Raw genomic sequence first — 18803 nt, 5'->3', positions numbered from 1 at the left:
AGCCCTATTCAGATGATTCGTGAAAACGATAGGTTTCTTCGCTTTTTCTGCCCTTACAGTAATTTCTTTAGCTCCGCTAAAGCATTCATGGCCTCAAGCGGGGTCATGCTGTAAACATCAAGTGTCGCTAACTGCTCTAGTGCTGGATGTTGCTCCGTAAAGAGATCTAATTGTCCCACCGTTTCTGCCTGATTTACTTTCTCAACTTCCTGTGGTACTTGAACTTGGTTTTCCAAGTATTTCAAAATAGTATCTGCACGCTTCAACAAATCATCAGGCATACCAGCAATTTTCGCCACATGAATCCCGTAGGATTTATCAGCTGGTCCTTTTGCAATCTTATGTAAAAAGGTCACCTGACCATCATTTTCCAAAGTCGAAACATGGACATTTTCCAAATGAAGCAAGGTTTCACTCAAGTCCGTTAATTCATGATAATGGGTCGCAAAAAGTGTCTTGGCTCCAATACGGTCATGGATATATTCAATAATGGACTGAGCTAGTGCCATTCCGTCATAGGTCGCAGTCCCGCGTCCCAATTCATCAAAGAGAATTAATGAACGTTGACTAGCCAAACGAACTGCTTTATTAGCCTCCATCATCTCGACCATAAAGGTAGATTGACCGCTAACCAAATCATCTGCTGCCCCAATCCGAGTGAAGATAGCATCAAATATCGGTAAGGTCGCATGTTCTGCAGGTACATAAGACCCCATTTGCGCCATGATAACCATCATACCTAACTGGCGCATATAAGTAGACTTACCACTCATATTGGGTCCTGTAATCAGCTGCATATTGGTTGCTTCATCAAGGACAATCGAGTTGGGAATATAGGTCTGCTTGCCCATGACTTTTTCAACGACTGCATGCCGTCCCTGCTCAATGGTCAACTGGCGACTATCTGTAAAATGCGGACACACATAGCGCTGATTCTCTGCTACAACCGCAAAGGATTGAAGCACATCAATGGTCGCAATGACCCGTGCCAAACGTTGTAAGCGACCGATGTATTTTTCCACCTCTTGGCGGATACGCATGAAAATTTCATACTCTAGATGAGCCGATTCATCCCGTGCTTCCAGCATCTGTCCTTCAATCTTCGCTAATTCCTCTGTGCCATAACGCTCCGAATTTTTCAAAGTCGCCTTACGGAAAAAATGGTCTGGAACATTATGAAGATTTGAATTAGTCACATGGAAGTAGTATCCGTCTTTTTTATTGTAGTCGATTTTCAGATTGTTAATGCCTGAATTTGCCCGTTCCTTGGCTTCAATTTCAGCAATCCAGCCTGTCCCTTCCCGCATGACCAGACGGTATTGATCTAAAGTCGCATCAAAGCCCGTTTTGATAATGTCGCCGTCTGTAATCGAGCCCTGTGCTTCTGGATCAATCGCTTCGCTAATCAGAGTATGCAGTTCTGGAATAGAATCTAGCCCTGCAATCAATGGGGCAAGAGCCGGCTCATTTATCTGCTCTAAAATGTTCTTAATCGCAGGAACATTTGCCAATGTCTGAGCCAGTTGCAGCAAATCTTTAGGCAAGGTTTTACCAAAGGAAACGCGGCTGGCTAAGCGCTCAATGTCATAAACACCCTTTAACCCCTCAATCAAGTCACTACGTTCAAAAAAGTAATCAAGGAAGACCTGCACAACACGCTGGCGTGATTCGATTTTCGTCCGATCAATTAAGGGACGGTCAATCCAAGAACGCAACAAGCGTAAGCCCATAGCTGTCTTAGTTTCATCAAGGAGCCAATAAAGACTACCGTGTTTTTTCCCTGTCCGAGCGTTTTCCAGTAAATCAAGGCTGGACTTCGTTGCATAATCCATTTGCAGATAATCCTTAATCTCATAGTGTTGGACCCTTTGCAAATGCACCAAATCACGCAACTGCGTCCGCAAAACATAGCTAAGCAACTTTCCTGCGGCATTTTTTTCCACTTCAATCAGAGAGGCATCAATCAACTGAACGTCATCTGCCACCGTATCCTCATAAGACAAGAGAAGATTCATCTGACTAGTCAGGATTTGCTCCTCCTCTTCTGATAGTTGGTAGCCAATGACCAACTCACGCGCCCGCAAATTGCGAACCTCACCGCACAAGCTCATAAAATCATCTAAGCTGGTCACAAAGAATTGACCTGTCGCTACATCCATATAAGACAGAGCGTAGGTTACTCCCTGCCGCTCAATAGCAACTAAAAAATTACTCTCAGAGCCAATCTTTGATGAGTCCACAACGGTTCCAGGAGTGATAATTTGTACCACTTCCCGCTTGACAACCCCAACGGCTGTCTTTGGATCTTCCACCTGCTCTGCGACCGCCACCTTATGCCCTAAATCAACCAAGGTATCAATATACTGCTGAGCCGCATGATAAGGTACACCTGCCATTGGAATCGGATTTTCCGCATTGCGGTTGCGACTAGTCAAGGCCAACTCTAAAATCTGTGCCGCCTCTATCGCATCGTCATAAAATAATTCATAGAAGTCACCCATACGAAATAGCAAAAAAGCATCTGGATAATTAGCTTTTATATCCAGATACTGCTGCATACCGGGTGAAATTTTTTCTTTTATCATCTCGCCCCTCTCAATCCAAATAAGAATTTATCTCAACTTCGACCTGCTTAGCTGCCTCTTCATCACGACAGATGACAAGCAAGGTATCTGCACCTGCCAAGGTCCCTAAAATGGTCGCAGGCTTTTCAATATCAATGATATTTGCCATTAAGGCTGCCTCTCCCAATTCCGAATGAAGCACTAAAATAAAGCTTGCCCGCTCTACTTTATAGGCATACTGGGCCAGTAACTGACTAAAAGCCACTTCTGCTTCATTCGTTGGTAAGCTGTAATAGGAACTTCCCTTTTCATGTACTTTCACCAGGCCCAACTCTCGCAAGTCTCGCGACAGGGTAGTTTGGGTCACAGAAATTCCGTGCCGTTCGAGCCCCTGCTTGATTTCCGCCTGAGTTCGAATCTTTTCCTGACGAATCATCGTTTGAATTAACTGTTGTCGTTCTGCCTTATTCACTCATCTACCTCTAACTAACTCGATACATTATGAATATTATAACAAATTTTAGCCGTTTTCTCATGCGTAAAGGCAGAAATATGTTAAAATAGAGTGAATAAGTCTGGAGGTTTATTATGAATCAAAAAATGCTTGTTGCTGAAAAACTGGCAACGACCATTCCTAGTCTCGATCTAGAAACCATTTACGCACTATTAGAAAAACCAAAATCATCTGAAATGGGAGACATTGCTTTCCCAGCTTTTTCATTAGCAAAAGTCGAACGCAAGGCACCTCAAGCCATTGCTGCTGCTATCGTTGAAAAGCTTGACACTGAGGGATTTGAAAAGGTGGTTGCAACTGGACCTTATGTCAACTTTTTCCTAGACAAGGCTACCATTTCACACACAACCTTGACCCAGGTCATCGAACAAAAAGAACACTATGGACAACAAGATCGTGGTCAGGGAGAAAACATCACGATTGATATGTCCAGCCCAAACATCGCAAAACCTTTTTCTGTTGGTCACCTGCGCTCTACCGTTATCGGAGATGCCCTTGCAAACATCTATGAAAAAATAGGCTACAAAGCACTTCGTATCAACCATTTGGGTGACTGGGGTAAGCAGTTTGGTCTCTTAATCGTTGCCTACAAACGTTGGGGAGATAAGGCTGCTGTTGAAGCAAATCCAATCTCTGAATTGCTCAAACTCTACGTTCGCATCAATACTGAAGCCGACGAACATCCTGAATTGGATGAAGAAGGACGCAAATGGTTTAAGAAACTAGAAGACGGTGACGCAGAAGCTCTTGCCCTATGGCAATGGTTCCGCGATGAGAGTTTGGTCGAGTTTAACCGGATTTATGACAAGCTAAACATTAGCTTTGACTATATCCAAGGAGAAGCTTTCTACAACGATAAAATGGACCAAGGGATTGAGATTCTTAAAGAGAAAAACCTCTTGCTAGAATCAAAAGGAGCGATGATTGTCGACCTTGACGACTACAATCTGCCACCAGCCCTCATCATGAAATCAGACGGTGCAACCCTCTACATTACTCGCGATATTGCAACAGCTCTCTATCGCAAAGAGCATTACCACTTCGTGAAAAATATCTATGTTGTTGGACAAGAACAAGCCAATCACTTCAAACAGTTAAAAGCTGTTCTTAAGAAAATGGGATTTGACTGGAGCGATGATATGCTCCATATTGCCTTTGGTCTGGTAACAAAAGATAAGAAAAAATTGTCTACCCGTAAAGGCAATATCATCCTCTTAGAACCAACCCTTGACGAAGCTGTCTCTCGTGCCCTCAGCCAAATCGAAGAAAAGAATCCGAACTTGGAAAATAAGGAAGCAGTCGCAGAAGCTGTTGGAATTGGTGCTGTGAAATTCTTTGACCTCAAATCAGATCGCGAAAACGGGTATGACTTTGACTTAGAAGCCATGGTATCCTTTGAAGGTGAGACTGGACCTTATGTCCAATATGCTTACGCACGAATCCAATCCATTCTTTACAAGGCTAACTTCGCACCTGCTGTTGACAACCAGTACCAGTTGACCGATACAGAAAGCTGGGAGATTATCAAACATCTCCAGCACTTCACAAACGTCATCGAAAAAGCAGCAGACAAGTACGACCCATCCTTGATTGCAAAATACGCCATCAACCTTGCCCAAGCTTTCAACAAATACTACGCACACACCCGCATTCTTGATGAAAGCCCTGAACGCGATAGCCGCCTTGCCTTGGCCTATGCGACAGGCATCGTCCTAAAAGAAGCCCTTCGGCTTCTTGGCGTTGAAGCTCCTGAGAAAATGTAAACAAATAAAACTCCTTGAATGTTCAAGGAGTTTTCTGTTCGTTAAATATCGGTAGCTGTCTGTGCCACAGACGGTTTTTCTTTTGGCTTATGAAGCAAGAAGAAGACAGTTACGCCGAGGAAAATCGCAAAGAAGACGATGCCTATGATATAATTCATTAAAATGTGTTCCCCAATGTAAAAATAAGTTGAACGCAAGAGAGTGCCAAAAAGATAAGCAATATAGCTATAGGAAGCATACTGGTTTTTCTTTTGGAAAAGAAAGACTATTGTTAGAACAAGAAGTGCAAATAAGATGATAACGAGAACTTTGTTCGCCAGATTTGTCTCAAAGGCAAAAGCTGTTCTTAACGAATTGACTGTTTCAGCATCAAAGGCTGCACTCATACTCTCTTCGTTAAATTTAAGAATAAATGTCATCCACACCTTAACCAAAGTAGAAATCACTGACAATACTACTAAGATATATAAATGAATCGGTTTTTTCATAGCACTATCTCCTTTTGTATGATTGTGTTGTTACAGTTGATTATACTCCTCTATTTCTGACTTGTCAACTAAATTTCAGAAATTTTAGAGCGCTTTCTCCGTCTGTGTTCAAGAAATGTAATCGTTATCCTACTGTTTTTTACTAACGATTCTTCTCATTATTTTCTAAGTGTTTCACATTCTGACGGCGGTAGGTAATCGTTAAGTCCCGCAAATTAGCTTCTACATCTGGAGTTAGCTGCTCCGCTGTCATGCGCCAGGTCCAGTTGCCACCTAGTGTATTGGGCAAATTCATTCGCGCTGAAGCGTCCAACTCGAGTAAATCCTGCATGGTCACAACAGCCATAAAGGCAACTGAACCAAATAACATGCGGAGCATGGCATGGTTGATAGACTCATCAGGATGACGATTGCTATAGGAATCTAAGTATGCCTTAGCTTCATCACTGACCTCATTTTCATACCAGCCACGAATGGTGCTATTATCGTGCGTCCCAGTATACGCAACGACATTGTGGCGGTGGTTGTGCGGAATTTCAATGCTATCTCCATACGGATCAAAGGCAAATTGCAACACTTTCATACCAGGGAAACCTGTCGTTTCACGCAATTCAATCACCTTGTCGGTCACCGAACCTAAGTCTTCGGCAATGATATTCAAATCACCTAAAGCTTCTTTAATAGCTGCAAATAATTCAAAACCAGGTGCTTCGATGCGAGAGCCATTGACAGCCGTGGCCTCACCGGCTGGAATTTCCCAGAAAGAAGCAAAGCCGATAAAGTGGTCAATCCTCACCATATCGTACAATTTAAAACTCTCACGTAAGCGTGCAATCCACCAGGAAAAACCATCTGCTTTCATTCTATCCCAATCATAAATTGGATTGCCCCATAACTGACCGACTTCTGAAAAGGCATCTGGTGGACAACCCGCCACAACACTTGGACGTCCTTCTTCGTCTGTCTTGAAGAATTGTGGATTAGCCCACATATCAGATGAATCTGCTGCGATATAAATTGGCATATCTCCAACAATCTCAATACCACGGTCGTTGGCATAAGTTTTCAAGGCATGCCATTGACGGAAGAACAGATACTGGGTCACACGGTGATAATCGATTCTGTCTGCTAATTGTTCACGATAAGAGGCTAAAGCCACTTCTTCTCGTCTACGAACAGCCACATCTTCCCACTCTGTCCAGGCTTTGAGATTAAAATGCTCCTTAATTGCCATATATTCCGCAAAATTATCCAACCAAGAAGCCTGTTCTTCTAAGAAAGTCTGGTAGTCCACTGGTAATCCTTGCTCTTTCATACGAGCAACTACCTTTTCTAAGACTGGACGGCGACCATGGAAAATCTTGGCATAATCCACTTCTGTCAGATTCTCTCCAAAATCAATCCCCTCTACTTCATGAACTTCTAGCCATCCCTCTTCTATTAGGAAATCAAAATCGATAAAATGAGTATTACCCGCAAAAGCTGAGAAAGACTGATAAGGCGAATCCCCATAACTCGTTGTTCCTAATGGTAAAATCTGCCAATAACGCTGCTTAGTGCGCACCAAAAAATCAACAAAATCATAAGCTGACTGCCCAAAGGTTCCAATTCCATATTTTCCTGGTAAGGAGGAGATGTGGAGCAAGACTCCACTTTGTCGTTCTTTCATATCACTAACTCCTTTTGAATAATGTAGTCATTATTTGCAGCTTTAACCGCAAACGTTTTCTCGCTAACATTATATAATGTTAACGTTCACAAATCAAGGCTTATTCAAAAATAATCTCTCTTTTCTCTGTTTTTATCCGTAAATTAGAGAATTTACATATTCTTTCGAAATTTTAAAAATTTTTGATAAAAAGACTTGCAAACGCATTCATTTTGAGATATAATAATATCAAAAGCAAACGTTTTCGCTGTATGCAGGCGTTTCTCACCTTATTATATTTATTCTTGGAGGGGATAATATGAAACACAAATTGCTCAAGAGCGTTGCTCTTCTTGCTGCCACAACAAGCGTATTAGCTGCTTGTTCTTCAAATAAATCAGCTTCTAATGATTCATCTGCTGACGGAAAATCACTGACTGTCTATGTTGACCAAGGATACAAAGACTACATTGAGTCCGCAGCTAAAAAGTTTGAAGAAGATAAGGGTGTCAAAGTTACAGTCAAAACAGGTGACGCTCTCGGAGGACTTGATAATCTTTCTCTTGACAACCAATCAGGATCCGCCCCTGATGTGATGATGGCTCCATACGACCGTGTCGGTAGCCTTGGTTCAGAAGGTCAGTTGTCAGAGGTAAAACTTGCTGAAACGAGCATGACAGATGACACTACCAAAGCACTCGTAACAAACGGTGGAAAAGTCTACGGTTCGCCAGCTGTGATTGAAACGCTCGTTCTTTATTACAACAAGGATCTTATCACAGAAGCACCCAAAACATTTGCAGACTTAGAAGCAATGGCAAAAGACAGCAAATATGCCTTTGAAGGTGAAAACGGTAAAACAACTGCTTTCCTTGCTGACTGGACAAACTTCTACTATACTTATGGTCTGCTGGCTGGATATGGTGGCTATGTCTTTGGTGACAATGGTACAAATCCAAAAGATATTGGTTTGAACAATGACGGCGCAATCAAAGCCATCGAATATGCAAAAACATGGTATGGTCAATGGCCTCAAGGTTTGCAAGATACATCTGCTGCTGCAAACTTGATTAAAACACAATTCACTGAGGGTAAAACAGCAGCCATCATTGATGGACCATGGCAAGCAGCTTCTTACAAAGAGGCAAAAGTGAATTATGGTGTTGCAACGATTCCAACTCTTCCAAACGGAAAAGATTACCAAGCATTTGGTGGTGGTAAGGCGTGGGTTATCCCAGTTGGATCACAAAATCCTGATATGGCACAAAACTTCGTGGACTACTTGACTTCAACCGAACAACAAAAAGCACTTTACGATATGACAAACGAAGTTCCAGCAAATACGGAAGCTCGTGAATATGCAGTCAGCAAAAACGATGAATTGACAAGTGCTGTTGTAGCCCAATTCACTTCTGCACAACCACTTCCAAACATCTCTGAAATGAGTACAGTTTGGGAACCAGCTGCCAATATGCTCTTTGAAGCTGCAAGCGGTAAAAAAGATGCAAAAACAGCTGCAAACGATGCTGTGAAATTAATTCAAGATACTATTTCACAAAAATACGGCCAATAAGCAGTAAGTAGATTGACTGACGGCGGAATGAAACAGAAATAGCTAGAAAAGGTCTCGATTTTCCTCACTCCTTTGTTTCTAAAGTTCGGGTTAAAATAATCTATAGGATTATTTTAACCCTTACTCTCCAGTTTTTAAACTTGATATGAACCATCACTTCCCTGACAGTTCATGCCTTACAACGTTTATGAAAGTTAGAAATGGAGCTAGCAAAGCTAGTTCAATAGCTCTAGTAATGCTGTTGACCTTGGAAATAGAGCTGATATCTTCTAGCAAAATGTTGCTGTAGCAGTATTTTACAGGCTAGATAATCCTCGCTTTTTGAGTTCTAGGCTCAGGTATCCCTCATCACTTCCCTGACGATGGATATGCGTCAAACAGTTCAATCGATAAAAATGAACGAGGTCGGGAACTTAATCCCAACCTCTTTTGTTCAAAACAGATACTCAACTATCGCTTACTAGAAAGGAAATTTTAGGATGACCCAACAAAATCCTAGTAAAGCCCTACTTTTGTCCCTGATTCCTGGTCTTGGACAGTTGTATAACAAACAAAAAGCAAAAGGGGGGATTTTCCTCGGAGTAGCCATTGCTTTTCTCCTCTACTTAATCACCATTGCTTCTGGAGAGATTGCCAATCTTATCACACTTGGAAGCCAACGCGGACGCGATAACTCCCTCTTTATGCTGATTCGTGGCTCTTTCCACCTCATTATCATTGCAGTCTATCTTTTCTTTTATATCTTAAACCTGAAAGATGCAAAGGACACCGCAAAACGTTGGAACAGTGGCATTCCTGTTACTACAAGCCTAAAAGGAATGGTTCAAAATATCTACGAGAATGGTTTTCCTTATCTCTTGATTATTCCTTCTTACATCGCAATGACTTTTGCGATTATCTTCCCTGTTGTAGTAACGCTCTTAATTGCCTTTACCAACTACGACTTCCAGCATTTACCACCGGGTTCCTTGTTAGACTGGGTAGGGTTAGCAAACTTCTCTAACATCTGGCAATTAAGCACTTTCCGTAGTGCCTTTGGTTCTGTCTTGTCGTGGACCATCATTTGGGCTCTTTGTGCCTCAACCGCACAAATTGTGATTGGTATTTTGACAGCCATTGTAGCCAACCAGCCATTTATCAAGGGGAAGCGCCTCTTCGGTGTTATCTTCTTGCTTCCGTGGGCAGTTCCTGCTTTCGTGACAATCTTGACCTTTAGTAACATGTTCAACGATAGTGTCGGTGCGATTAACACGCAGGTCCTCCCATTCTTGAGCAAATTCTTACCGTTTATTGACAACTTCCTCATTCCATGGAAAACAGACCCTTTCTGGACAAAAGTCGCTTTGATTATGATGCAGGCTTGGCTTGGTTTCCCTTATATCTACGTATTGACCTTAGGAATTTTGCAATCCATTCCAAACGATCTGTACGAAGCAGCTTATATTGATGGGGCTAGCCCTTGGCAGAAGTTCCGCAATATCACTTTCCCAATGATTCTTGCGGTTGCTGCACCAACGCTCATCAGCCAATACACTTTCAACTTCAATAACTTCTCGATTATCTACCTCTTTAACAATGGTGGACCGGGCAGTGTTGGTGGGGGAGCTGGTTCAACAGATATCCTCATTTCATGGATTTATAAATTGACCACAGGAACATCTCCTCAATATTCAATGGCAGCAGCCGTGACCTTGATCATTTCGATGATTGTCATCAGTATCTCCATGATTGCTTTCAAAAAATTAAATGCATTTGACATGGAGGATGTGTAAGATGAAACTTTCCGTAAAATTTAAACGTCGTCTCAGTCAGACCTTGACCTATCTCTATTTGATTGTCTTGTCTGTTGTTATCATCTATCCACTCCTGATTACCATTACCTCTGCTTTCAAATCCGGCAACGTTGTGGCTTTCAAGTTGGATGGAAATACCAACTTTACTTTCGAGAATTTTAGCAAACTTTTCAGCGAAACCCTCTATGGCACTTGGTATCTCAACACCTTAGTCATTGCTCTCTTGACAATGATTGTCCAAACCAGTATAGTGGTACTAGCAGGATACGCTTATAGTCGTTACAACTTCCTCGCTCGTAAACAAAGTTTGGTCTTCTTCTTGATTATCCAAATGGTGCCAACCATGGCTGCCCTTACAGCCTTCTTTGTCATGGCCTTGATGCTCAATGCCCTCAACCAAAGCTGGTTCCTCATCTTCCTTTATGTCGGTGGTGGAATTCCTATGAACGCATGGTTGATGAAAGGCTACTTTGATACGGTACCAATTTCTCTTGATGAATCAGCAAAACTAGACGGTGCTGGACACTTCAGACGTTTCTGGCAAATCGTTCTTCCCCTCGTTCGTCCAATGATTGCAGTACAAGCTCTCTGGGCATTTATGGGACCGTTTGGCGATTACATCTTATCTAAGTTCTTGCTTCGTGAGAAAGAATATTATACCGTTGCTGTTGGTCTTCAGACCTTTGTCAACGACGCGAAAAACTTGAAAATCGCATACTTCGCAGCTGGTGCAATTCTCATTGCTCTACCCATCTGTACCCTATTCTTCTTCCTCCAAAAGAACTTTGTATCTGGTTTAACGAGTGGTGGTGACAAGGGATAGTCTTTGTCCCACCTTTTCTTATAGTCGCAGTGATGAACAAGTACGAGGAAGCCGAGTGAACATACTGACAATGACGTTTCATTGATATCCTTGCTTTTCAGCTTAGAGAAAGAACATCCCGAATGGGCTTAACGATTGTATTTTCGCAGCAAGTAGCACTCTTACCAAGAGTGAAAAAATAACTAAGAGAAGCATCTTTGAAATCTAAAACCCAAAGATACTACTGATTATATGCACTTGTAAGGCTCAAAAAATGGAAACGTTAACATCGCTCAGCAGAAAACGAATATTCCAATCAAACAGACAGCAGAAACGAGGTCCCTATGTTACCCTATCCCTTTTCTTATTTTTCAAGCATGATAAAACCGCAAAAAATGTTTGCCAATCGTCATGCCATGACCCTTTGGCAGCGCTTGTTTACAACTGTGTTTCTGATTGCTCTCTTGGTCATTCCTTCCTCTTTACAAACCACTCAGCTAACCACCTACCCTCTAGAGAATTTCATTGACGGAATTTATGCCCCCTTGACAGAGCAAGTCGTGATGGATTTAGCGCAGCATAGCCAGTTTGCAAACGGACAGTTGACCTATACAGGATCAAGGCACCATCAAGATGTCACATTCGGTAAAGAGGTGCCTCAAGGAACTGGCTTCACCTATCAATTCGCTACTGAACAGCTGACCGTTCGGAAAGGTAAAACGACCTTGGTTGACATGACTTATCAAGGCTTTAATGCCGATAGCTTCCAAGATAAACAAAGCTTAACAGCTACGATTTCGCAGGCTTGGTACCAGCAAAATCGGCTTCCGATTAGTCTCACTCTTACTCTCATTTCCACCTGCCTCTTGGGCGCTAATCTGCTATTTATTGTTCTTGGAGCCACTTTCTTCCTTTATCTGACGAAGAAATCTGCACTCTTTCATCTACAATCCGTCAAAGAGTGCTACAATCTAGCTCTCAACTGTCTTGGTTTACCAACAATGATAGCTTGTTTTGTCGGTCTCTTTGGTCAAACGGTGACAACCGTCATGACCGTGCAAAATGTCTTGTTTATACTTGTCCTACTCTGGGTCTTTTTCACCACAAAATTTCGGGACTATGCTTAGGAGGTTTGTATGCGTGCTACCATCAAAGATGTTGCAAAATTAGCGGGGGTTTCTCCCTCAACCGTCACTCGTGTCATTCAAAACAGCTCTGCTATTAGCCAAAAGACCAAAGATAGCGTCCGCAAGGCTATGGCAGAACTCAACTATCATCCCAATCTTAACGCCCGCAGCTTAGTTAGTAGCTACACCCAAGTGATTGGGCTAGTCCTACCAGATGATTCGGATATTTTCTATCAAAATCCATTCTTCCCAACTGCTTTACGCGGTATTTCACAGGTAGCAGCTGACCATAATTATGCTATTCAAATCAGCACTGGAAAAGATGAAAAACAGCGGCTAGAAGCCATTTCCCAAATGGTATACGGCAGACGAGTTGATGGATTGATTTTCCTTTACTCCAAACCGGATGATCCGTTGGTACAACTGGCAATTCAGCACAATTTCCCCTTTCTCATCTTAGGAAAAGCTGCCTCCCCTTTTATCTCACTAGTAGATAATGACAATATCCAAGCAGCCTTTGAAGCAACCAGTTATTTCATCCAAAAAGGCTATAAAAATCTCGCTTTTGTAGCCGGAAACAAGGAACTTGTGGTATCTCAAGACCGCTATAAGGGCTATAAAAAAGCTCTCAAAGCCTATCATATCCCTCTTGATGACAGCAAGGTCAAATTCAGCTCTGGCTTCCTCCTAGAGGACAGTAGTTACAAGGTTATGAAAAAACTCATGAAGCAAAAACCAGACGCTATTGTCACAACCGATACTATGGTAGCAGAGGGAATCTTACACTATCTTAATGAAGTCAATGCGCGACTACCAATCATTTCCTTTGACTCTGTCAAACCAAAACTCGCAATTGATGCCTATGTAGATGTTCATGCCATTCAATTAGGACGTGTCGCATGCGATACCCTACTTCAAATTATCAATGATAGCAAGGAAGACAAACAGATTTGCTATCGCCGTGTCATTCAGCACACCATTACTGAACTTTAGAAAGGAGCCTTTGGCTCATGGCCTTACGACAATTTAAAGCCTATCTTGATGACGAGACAAGCATTCGAGTTCTTCTTGAAAAACGCTTCGATCATCCAGACATGATTTTCACTATTACATCTGAGCTTGGAGAAGAAAAACTCCTTCTCCAAAACCGTATTGAGCAAGAACAAACAATCATCTATCACCTCTCTAGTCTTCACCAGCTCAATGTAACAAGCGACTACATCATTTATGATCAAGATCGAAACACATCTGAACTAGCTTATGGACACATTGTCCGCTCTCGTCTATTTGAGCAGACCTTTACCTATGACGGTCAAGATTTAGGCTCTCACTACACCCCTACTGAAACCCAGTTCAAACTCTGGGCTCCAATTTCAAAAGCAGTCTTTTTAATCCTTGACGGCACACCCTACACAATGAAAAAGCAAGAAAAAGGGGTCTGGCAGGTGGCGGTAGCGGGCGATTTAGACGGAGCCAGTTACCACTACCTCCACAAGGTCAATGGACAATGGATTTCTGTCCACGATCCTTACGCACTTTCTTCTAAAGCCAACGCAGGAGATAGCTATGTCATCAATCTTGCTAAACTCTCAATCCCCCGCCGTGCGCGCACCCAGCTACCGCCTGCACAAGCTATCATCTATGAAATGAGTGTTCGTGACTTCTCCCAACAAGCAGACGCAGGTTTCAAGCATGCCGGCCAGTTCCTTGGATTGACAGAATCTCCTCAACAAAAAGAGATGAAACTTGGGATAGACTATATCAAAGAGCTTGGTGTGACCCACATTCAACTCATGCCTCTTTATGATTTTGGAAGTGTAGATGAAAATTATCCACAAGCTGTGTATAACTGGGGGTATGACCCTGTACAATACAATGTCCCCGAAGGCTCTTTTGCCAGCCAACCAGACGATCCTTACGTACGAATTTGCGAATTGCAAACAGCCATTCAAACCTACCACGATGCCAATATCAGCGTCATTATGGACGTTGTCTACAATCATGTCTACCATGCTGAAGAGTATGCCTTTGAGCGCATCGTTCCTGGATATTTCTATCGTTATCAAGAAAATGGGCTTCGTACAGACGGTACCTTTTGTGGAAATGATGTAGCAAGCGAACGCAGCATGGTTCGCAACTATATCAAGCAATCCCTCCGCCAGTGGACCAAGCTCTATGGATTTGACGGATTCCGCTTTGACCTCATGGGGATTCTTGATGTGGAAACTATGAATCAAATTGAAGCAGAATTAAGTGCACTTCATGACAATATTTATCTCTATGGCGAGGGTTGGAAAATGGCAACTGCCCTTGATTTTGACGAGCTAGCCCACCAATACAATGCTGAAAAGCTACCAACGTTCGGCTTTTTCAACGATGATTACCGCGATACTATCAAAAAAGTCCTGCTGGACCCACAAAGTTTGGTGGAGAAACAACTCCATGAGAAAATCCAGCATTTGCTGACAGGGAGCCGTTTCAGCCACTTCCTCAGTCCGACACAATCCGTCAACTACATTGAATGCCATGATAATGCAACTGCCTTTGACTATTTCCACATCGAAAATCCTAACTGGTCACTGCATCAGCAAAAACGTGCCGCCAGCTTCGGACTCCAACTGATCCTCATTTCGCAAGGCATGGCCTTTATCCACAGTGGTCAAGAATTTTTCCGTACCAAGGATGGAATCGACAACACCTATAATATCCCTGATTGTATTAACCGCCTTGATTGGACACGGGCAGTTCGCTATCGCGAACATATCCAGTTTATCCGTGACTTGATTGCCTTTCGTAAAGAACACCCAATCTTGAGCCAGAGCAATTATGCAACGATTCAAAAAACGTGCGACTTTTATTGGTTGACAGAATATGTCCTGCGCTACACGGTCATATCAAATGGTGAGAAAATTCAATTTCTTATCAACTTCTCAAATAGTGATTTCACCTATGAAAAAGAAGCGAATCAAATCGTCCGCTTTACTTTCCCACCAATGGTCGATGATCGTCATCAGATTATCATCGCAGGTCAGAGTATGTGTATCTTAGAAAGTAACGCCTAATAATCCAAAAAAACTCAAACCAGTATTCAACTGATTTGAGTTTTTTATCTCGCCGCACTAGACCAAGTCTATAATCTTTTTCCCTACCCGCTCAATATCATTCGTAAGACCACGGAGTTCAAAATTATCAAGGACTGAAAAGCCAAAGCGTTCAGCATATTGCTTAGCTGTTAGACAGTATTGGTTATTAAAATTACGGTTGCCAGATCCAACAACACCGAGACATTTCGCCACATTGTTGCCATAAGCAATAAAATCCCCCAACGGTGTCGTTAGAATCTCAACGTCACCATTATCTACACCATTTCCACCCTCTAAATAGGTCGGTAAAAAAGCCACAAAAGGTGCATCAAGTTCATAAAATGGAATGTCCTGTTTGACCAAGTCCTTCACATGAACCTGCTCCACCTGCAGATCGGACTGAAACTGTAAAAAGGTTGTCAAGCGTTTCACAAAACTTTCCGTATTTCCACTCAAACTGATATAAACAAGATATACTTTCTTCATCTCTTCTCCATTCAAAAAAACACAACATATAGATTACATATACCATTATATAATCTATATGTTGTGTTTGTCAATTTATAGCTAACATCTCACTATTCATCAGCTTCTACAAAGCGTCCAATAATATTGACATTATCTGCGACAGATACAAAGGCGGTCTTATCTGTCTTTTTCATAATGCTCTTAAAATCATTAAATTCAGCTCGCGTGATAATGGTAATCAAGACGGTCTTTTGTTCATGATTGTAGGCACCCTCTGCACCGTTGATAATGGTAACGCCCCGGTGCAATTTCTTTTGAATCATCTTAATGACACGATTGGGATGACTGGTGATAATCATAGCCTGCATACGTTTTTGCTTGACATAAATCACATCCGTCATCTGGCTACACACAAAGAGGGAGATCATGGAATAAAGAGCATATTTCCAGCCAAAGGTAATACCTGCTACAAACATAATCAAGACATTGATAATGAAAGAAGTACTCCCTACCTGACGTCCTGTCTTTTTCCGAATCAAGATGCTGACGATGTCCGTTCCACCGCTTGACACGTTGTTACGGAGGGCAAATCCAATCCCTGTTCCCAACATAAGACCTCCAAAAATCGCATTGACTATTGGATCTGTCGTCAAGGTAATATGAGGCATAAACTGGATAAAGAAAGAGCTAAAGGTAACCGTGATAAAGGTAAAAATAGTAAATTTATTACCAATCTTATACCAAGCAATGATGAGCAAGGGGAGGTTCAAGCCGTAGTAAACCAGCGCAAGGGGAATTTTAACCCCCCAATAGGTGACAGAAATAGCAGAAATAATCTGCGCAATTCCTGTCACCCCTGACGAGTAAACATTTCCCGACTGAAAAAAGAAGTTAACGGCTATACTGGACAAAATCCCGTAGATAATGGAGCCTGAGATACGCTCGGCATACCTCTCCCGTGAAACACTTGAGATAACAGACCAAAAACGATTCCGTCTAGCCCTTCTCAAAAACTGAATTCGAAGTTTTCTAAAATACCTATTCATTAGTTGTTTGGATATGAAGTGCTAATTCTTCTAATTGGCTATCAGCCACCATACTTGGGGCTTGGGTCATCGGGTCGCTGGCCTTGTTATTCTTAGGAAAGGCAATAACTTCACGAATATTATCCTTACCTGCTAAGAGCATCACTAAGCGATCCAAACCAAGCGCTAGCCCACCATGTGGCGGAAAACCATAGTCCATGGCTTCCAAAAGGAAACCAAATTGTTCATGAGCTTGTTCAGCGTTAAAGCCAAGTGCTTTAAACATGCGCTCCTGCATATCTTTTTGATTGATTCGCAGGCTTCCTCCACCCAACTCATAACCATTTAAGACAATATCGTAAGCAACTGCACGAACACTTGCCAAATCACCCTCCAGGTGATGAGCTGATTCTTCTGTCGGAAGTGTAAATGGATGGTGAGCGCTCATAAAGCGACCCTCTTCTTCCGACCATTCAAACATCGGCCAATCAACAATCCAAAGGAAATTAAACTTGCTTTCGTCAATCAGACCTCGTTCCTTTGCAAGACGAGTCCGAAGAGCTCCAAGGGTATTGTTTACAACTTCTAATTCATCCGCGACAAACAAGACTAAATCATTATCTAACAACTGTAAAGTATCTGTCAACTTACTTGCAATATCTGTCAAGAATTTAGCAATCGGACCTGTCAACTCTCCGTTTACAACTTTAATCCAGGCTAGACCTTTTGCTCCAAATTGTTTGGCATAATCCGTTAATTTATCAATATCTTTTCGTGAATAGGTATCTGCAGCATCTTTGACAACAATCGCTTTGACAGCCATCGCTTCCGAAAAGACTTTGAAGTCAACATCCTTGACAAGATGTGTCAAATCTTGCAAGAACATATCAAAACGGGTATCCGGCTTATCGCTTCCGTAGGTATTCATGGCATGGTCGTAACTCATACGCGGGAACGGCAAGCTCACCTCTATTGCCTTGGTTTCTTTCAGAACACGGGCAAGTAACCCCTCTACTAGATCTTGAATTTCTTGTTCAGACAAAAATGAGGTTTCCAAGTCAACTTGTGTAAACTCGGGTTGACGATCCCCTCGCAAATCCTCATCACGGAAGCATTTCACGATTTGGTAGTAGCGATCAAAACCCGCATTCATCAGCAACTGCTTGGTAATCTGTGGGCTTTGTGGCAAGGCATAAAAATGCCCCTTGTTGACACGACTTGGCACCAAATAATCACGTGCTCCCTCAGGTGTGGACTTGGTTAACATCGGTGTTTCTACATCGATAAATTCAAGTTCATCCAGGTAATTTCGAATGCTATGTGTTACCGCAGCTCGCAATTTAAAATTGGCGAGCATCTCAGGACGACGCAGATCCAAATAACGGTAACGAAGACGGGTATCATCGCTCGCTTCAATTCCATCCTTGATTTCAAACGGTGTTGTTTTAGCTGTATTTAAAATTGTTAGGTTAGACACTTGCAACTCCACTTCACCTGTTGGTAGAGCAGAGTTTGCCTGTTCGCGCGCTACAACTTGACCTGTTACTTCAAGGACAAATTCACTCCGCACCTTCTCAGCTTGTATCATCAAATCCTTTGATACAATTTCGGGATTGATGACCAACTGCATGATTCCTTCACGATCTCGCAAATCAATGAAAATCAAGCCACCCAAGTCACGACGACGACTAACCCAGCCTTTCAAAGTAAGTTCCTGACCCATATGTTCTTTCCGAACACATCCTGCATACATCGAACGTTTCATATTTTCCTCTCTTTGATAGTTTGGAAAACCGAAGTGAAAACTAGACACCTCCGCATTCCATCTATTCCTAGTTTATACCCTAACTATTCTATCACAAAAGCAGGTAAATCGGGAACAATTCGAGTGAATTTTCTCGAAAATCCTTGCTCGATAGAAAAGGAGCTAAAAGCCTTGGTCTCGCTCCTCTTAT

13 protein-coding genes and 1 pseudogene are annotated in these 18803 nt (G+C 42.3%); 7 read left to right on the top strand and 7 right to left on the bottom strand.

The window, feature by feature from the left end; all coding sequences use genetic code 11:
* Nucleotides 1-53: 53 nt before the first annotated feature.
* Nucleotides 54-2585, bottom strand: coding sequence for a DNA mismatch repair protein MutS (gene mutS / locus E4T79_RS06475; protein ID WP_135028768.1), 2532 nt, complete (start codon nt 2583-2585; stop codon nt 54-56).
* 10 nt (nt 2586-2595) lie between these two features.
* Nucleotides 2596-3036, bottom strand: a complete 441-nt coding sequence (argR, locus tag E4T79_RS06470; protein WP_135028766.1) for an arginine repressor — start codon at nt 3034-3036, stop codon at nt 2596-2598.
* Between the two features lie 116 nt (nt 3037-3152).
* Between argR and argS the strand changes: the two genes are divergently transcribed.
* A complete protein-coding gene (gene argS, locus E4T79_RS06465) occupies nt 3153-4841 on the top strand; it encodes an arginine--tRNA ligase (protein ID WP_135028764.1) in 1689 nt (562 codons plus the stop codon).
* Nucleotides 4842-4882: 41 nt separating this feature from the next.
* Here the strand turns inward: argS and E4T79_RS06460 are convergent, their stop codons facing one another.
* On the bottom strand, nt 4883-5329 hold the full coding sequence (locus E4T79_RS06460; RefSeq protein ID WP_135028762.1) for a hypothetical protein: 447 nt from the start codon (nt 5327-5329) through the stop codon (nt 4883-4885).
* 142 nt (nt 5330-5471) lie between these two features.
* On the bottom strand, nt 5472-6998 hold the full coding sequence (gene malQ / locus E4T79_RS06455) for a 4-alpha-glucanotransferase (protein ID WP_135028760.1): 1527 nt from the start codon (nt 6996-6998) through the stop codon (nt 5472-5474).
* A 298-nt stretch (nt 6999-7296) separates the two neighbouring features.
* On the opposite strand from malQ, the gene E4T79_RS06450 reads away from it, so the two are divergent.
* The 6 genes from E4T79_RS06450 to pulA all read left to right on the top strand — a co-directional run bounded on the left by E4T79_RS06450 (nt 7297) and on the right by pulA (nt 15334).
* The gene (locus E4T79_RS06450) at nt 7297-8550 is read left to right on the top strand and encodes an extracellular solute-binding protein (protein ID WP_135028758.1); all 1254 of its coding nucleotides are present in this window, start codon (nt 7297-7299) and stop codon (nt 8548-8550) included.
* A gap of 479 nt (nt 8551-9029) precedes the next feature.
* The gene (locus E4T79_RS06445) at nt 9030-10322 is read left to right on the top strand and encodes a sugar ABC transporter permease (protein ID WP_135028756.1); all 1293 of its coding nucleotides are present in this window, start codon (nt 9030-9032) and stop codon (nt 10320-10322) included.
* 1 nt (nt 10323) lies between these two features.
* The gene (locus E4T79_RS06440; protein ID WP_135028754.1) at nt 10324-11166 is read left to right on the top strand and encodes a sugar ABC transporter permease; all 843 of its coding nucleotides are present in this window, start codon (nt 10324-10326) and stop codon (nt 11164-11166) included.
* Between the two features lie 356 nt (nt 11167-11522).
* Nucleotides 11523-12272 (top strand): hypothetical protein, encoded by a 750-nt coding sequence (locus E4T79_RS06435; protein ID WP_245168066.1) that lies wholly within the window; start codon nt 11523-11525, stop codon nt 12270-12272.
* Nucleotides 12273-12281: 9 nt separating this feature from the next.
* Nucleotides 12282-13265, top strand: coding sequence for a LacI family DNA-binding transcriptional regulator (locus tag E4T79_RS06430; protein ID WP_135028750.1), 984 nt, complete (start codon nt 12282-12284; stop codon nt 13263-13265).
* 17 nt (nt 13266-13282) lie between these two features.
* Nucleotides 13283-15334 carry a type I pullulanase gene (gene pulA, locus E4T79_RS06425; RefSeq protein ID WP_135028748.1) on the top strand — a complete coding sequence of 684 codons (2052 nt, stop codon included), beginning with the start codon at nt 13283-13285 and terminating at the stop codon, nt 15332-15334.
* Nucleotides 15335-15391: 57 nt separating this feature from the next.
* Here the strand turns inward: pulA and nrdI are convergent, their stop codons facing one another.
* From nrdI to aspS, 3 genes and pseudogenes are all read right to left on the bottom strand, one after another.
* Entirely contained in the window at nt 15392-15841 is a 450-nt protein-coding gene (gene nrdI / locus E4T79_RS06420) for a class Ib ribonucleoside-diphosphate reductase assembly flavoprotein NrdI (RefSeq protein ID WP_135028746.1), read from the bottom strand.
* A gap of 92 nt (nt 15842-15933) precedes the next feature.
* Nucleotides 15934-16800 (bottom strand): annotated as a pseudogene (locus E4T79_RS06415) (YitT family protein); the annotation flags it as partial.
* A 61-nt stretch (nt 16801-16861) separates the two neighbouring features.
* On the bottom strand, nt 16862-18613 hold the full coding sequence (gene aspS / locus E4T79_RS06410) for an aspartate--tRNA ligase (protein ID WP_135028742.1): 1752 nt from the start codon (nt 18611-18613) through the stop codon (nt 16862-16864).
* Between the last annotated feature and the right edge of the window lie 190 nt (nt 18614-18803).

Origin of the sequence: Streptococcus sp. LYSM12 (assembly GCF_004569635.1) — a bacterium.
Classification (GTDB): domain Bacteria; phylum Bacillota; class Bacilli; order Lactobacillales; family Streptococcaceae; genus Streptococcus.
This window is presented reverse-complemented; position numbering and strand designations above follow the sequence as displayed.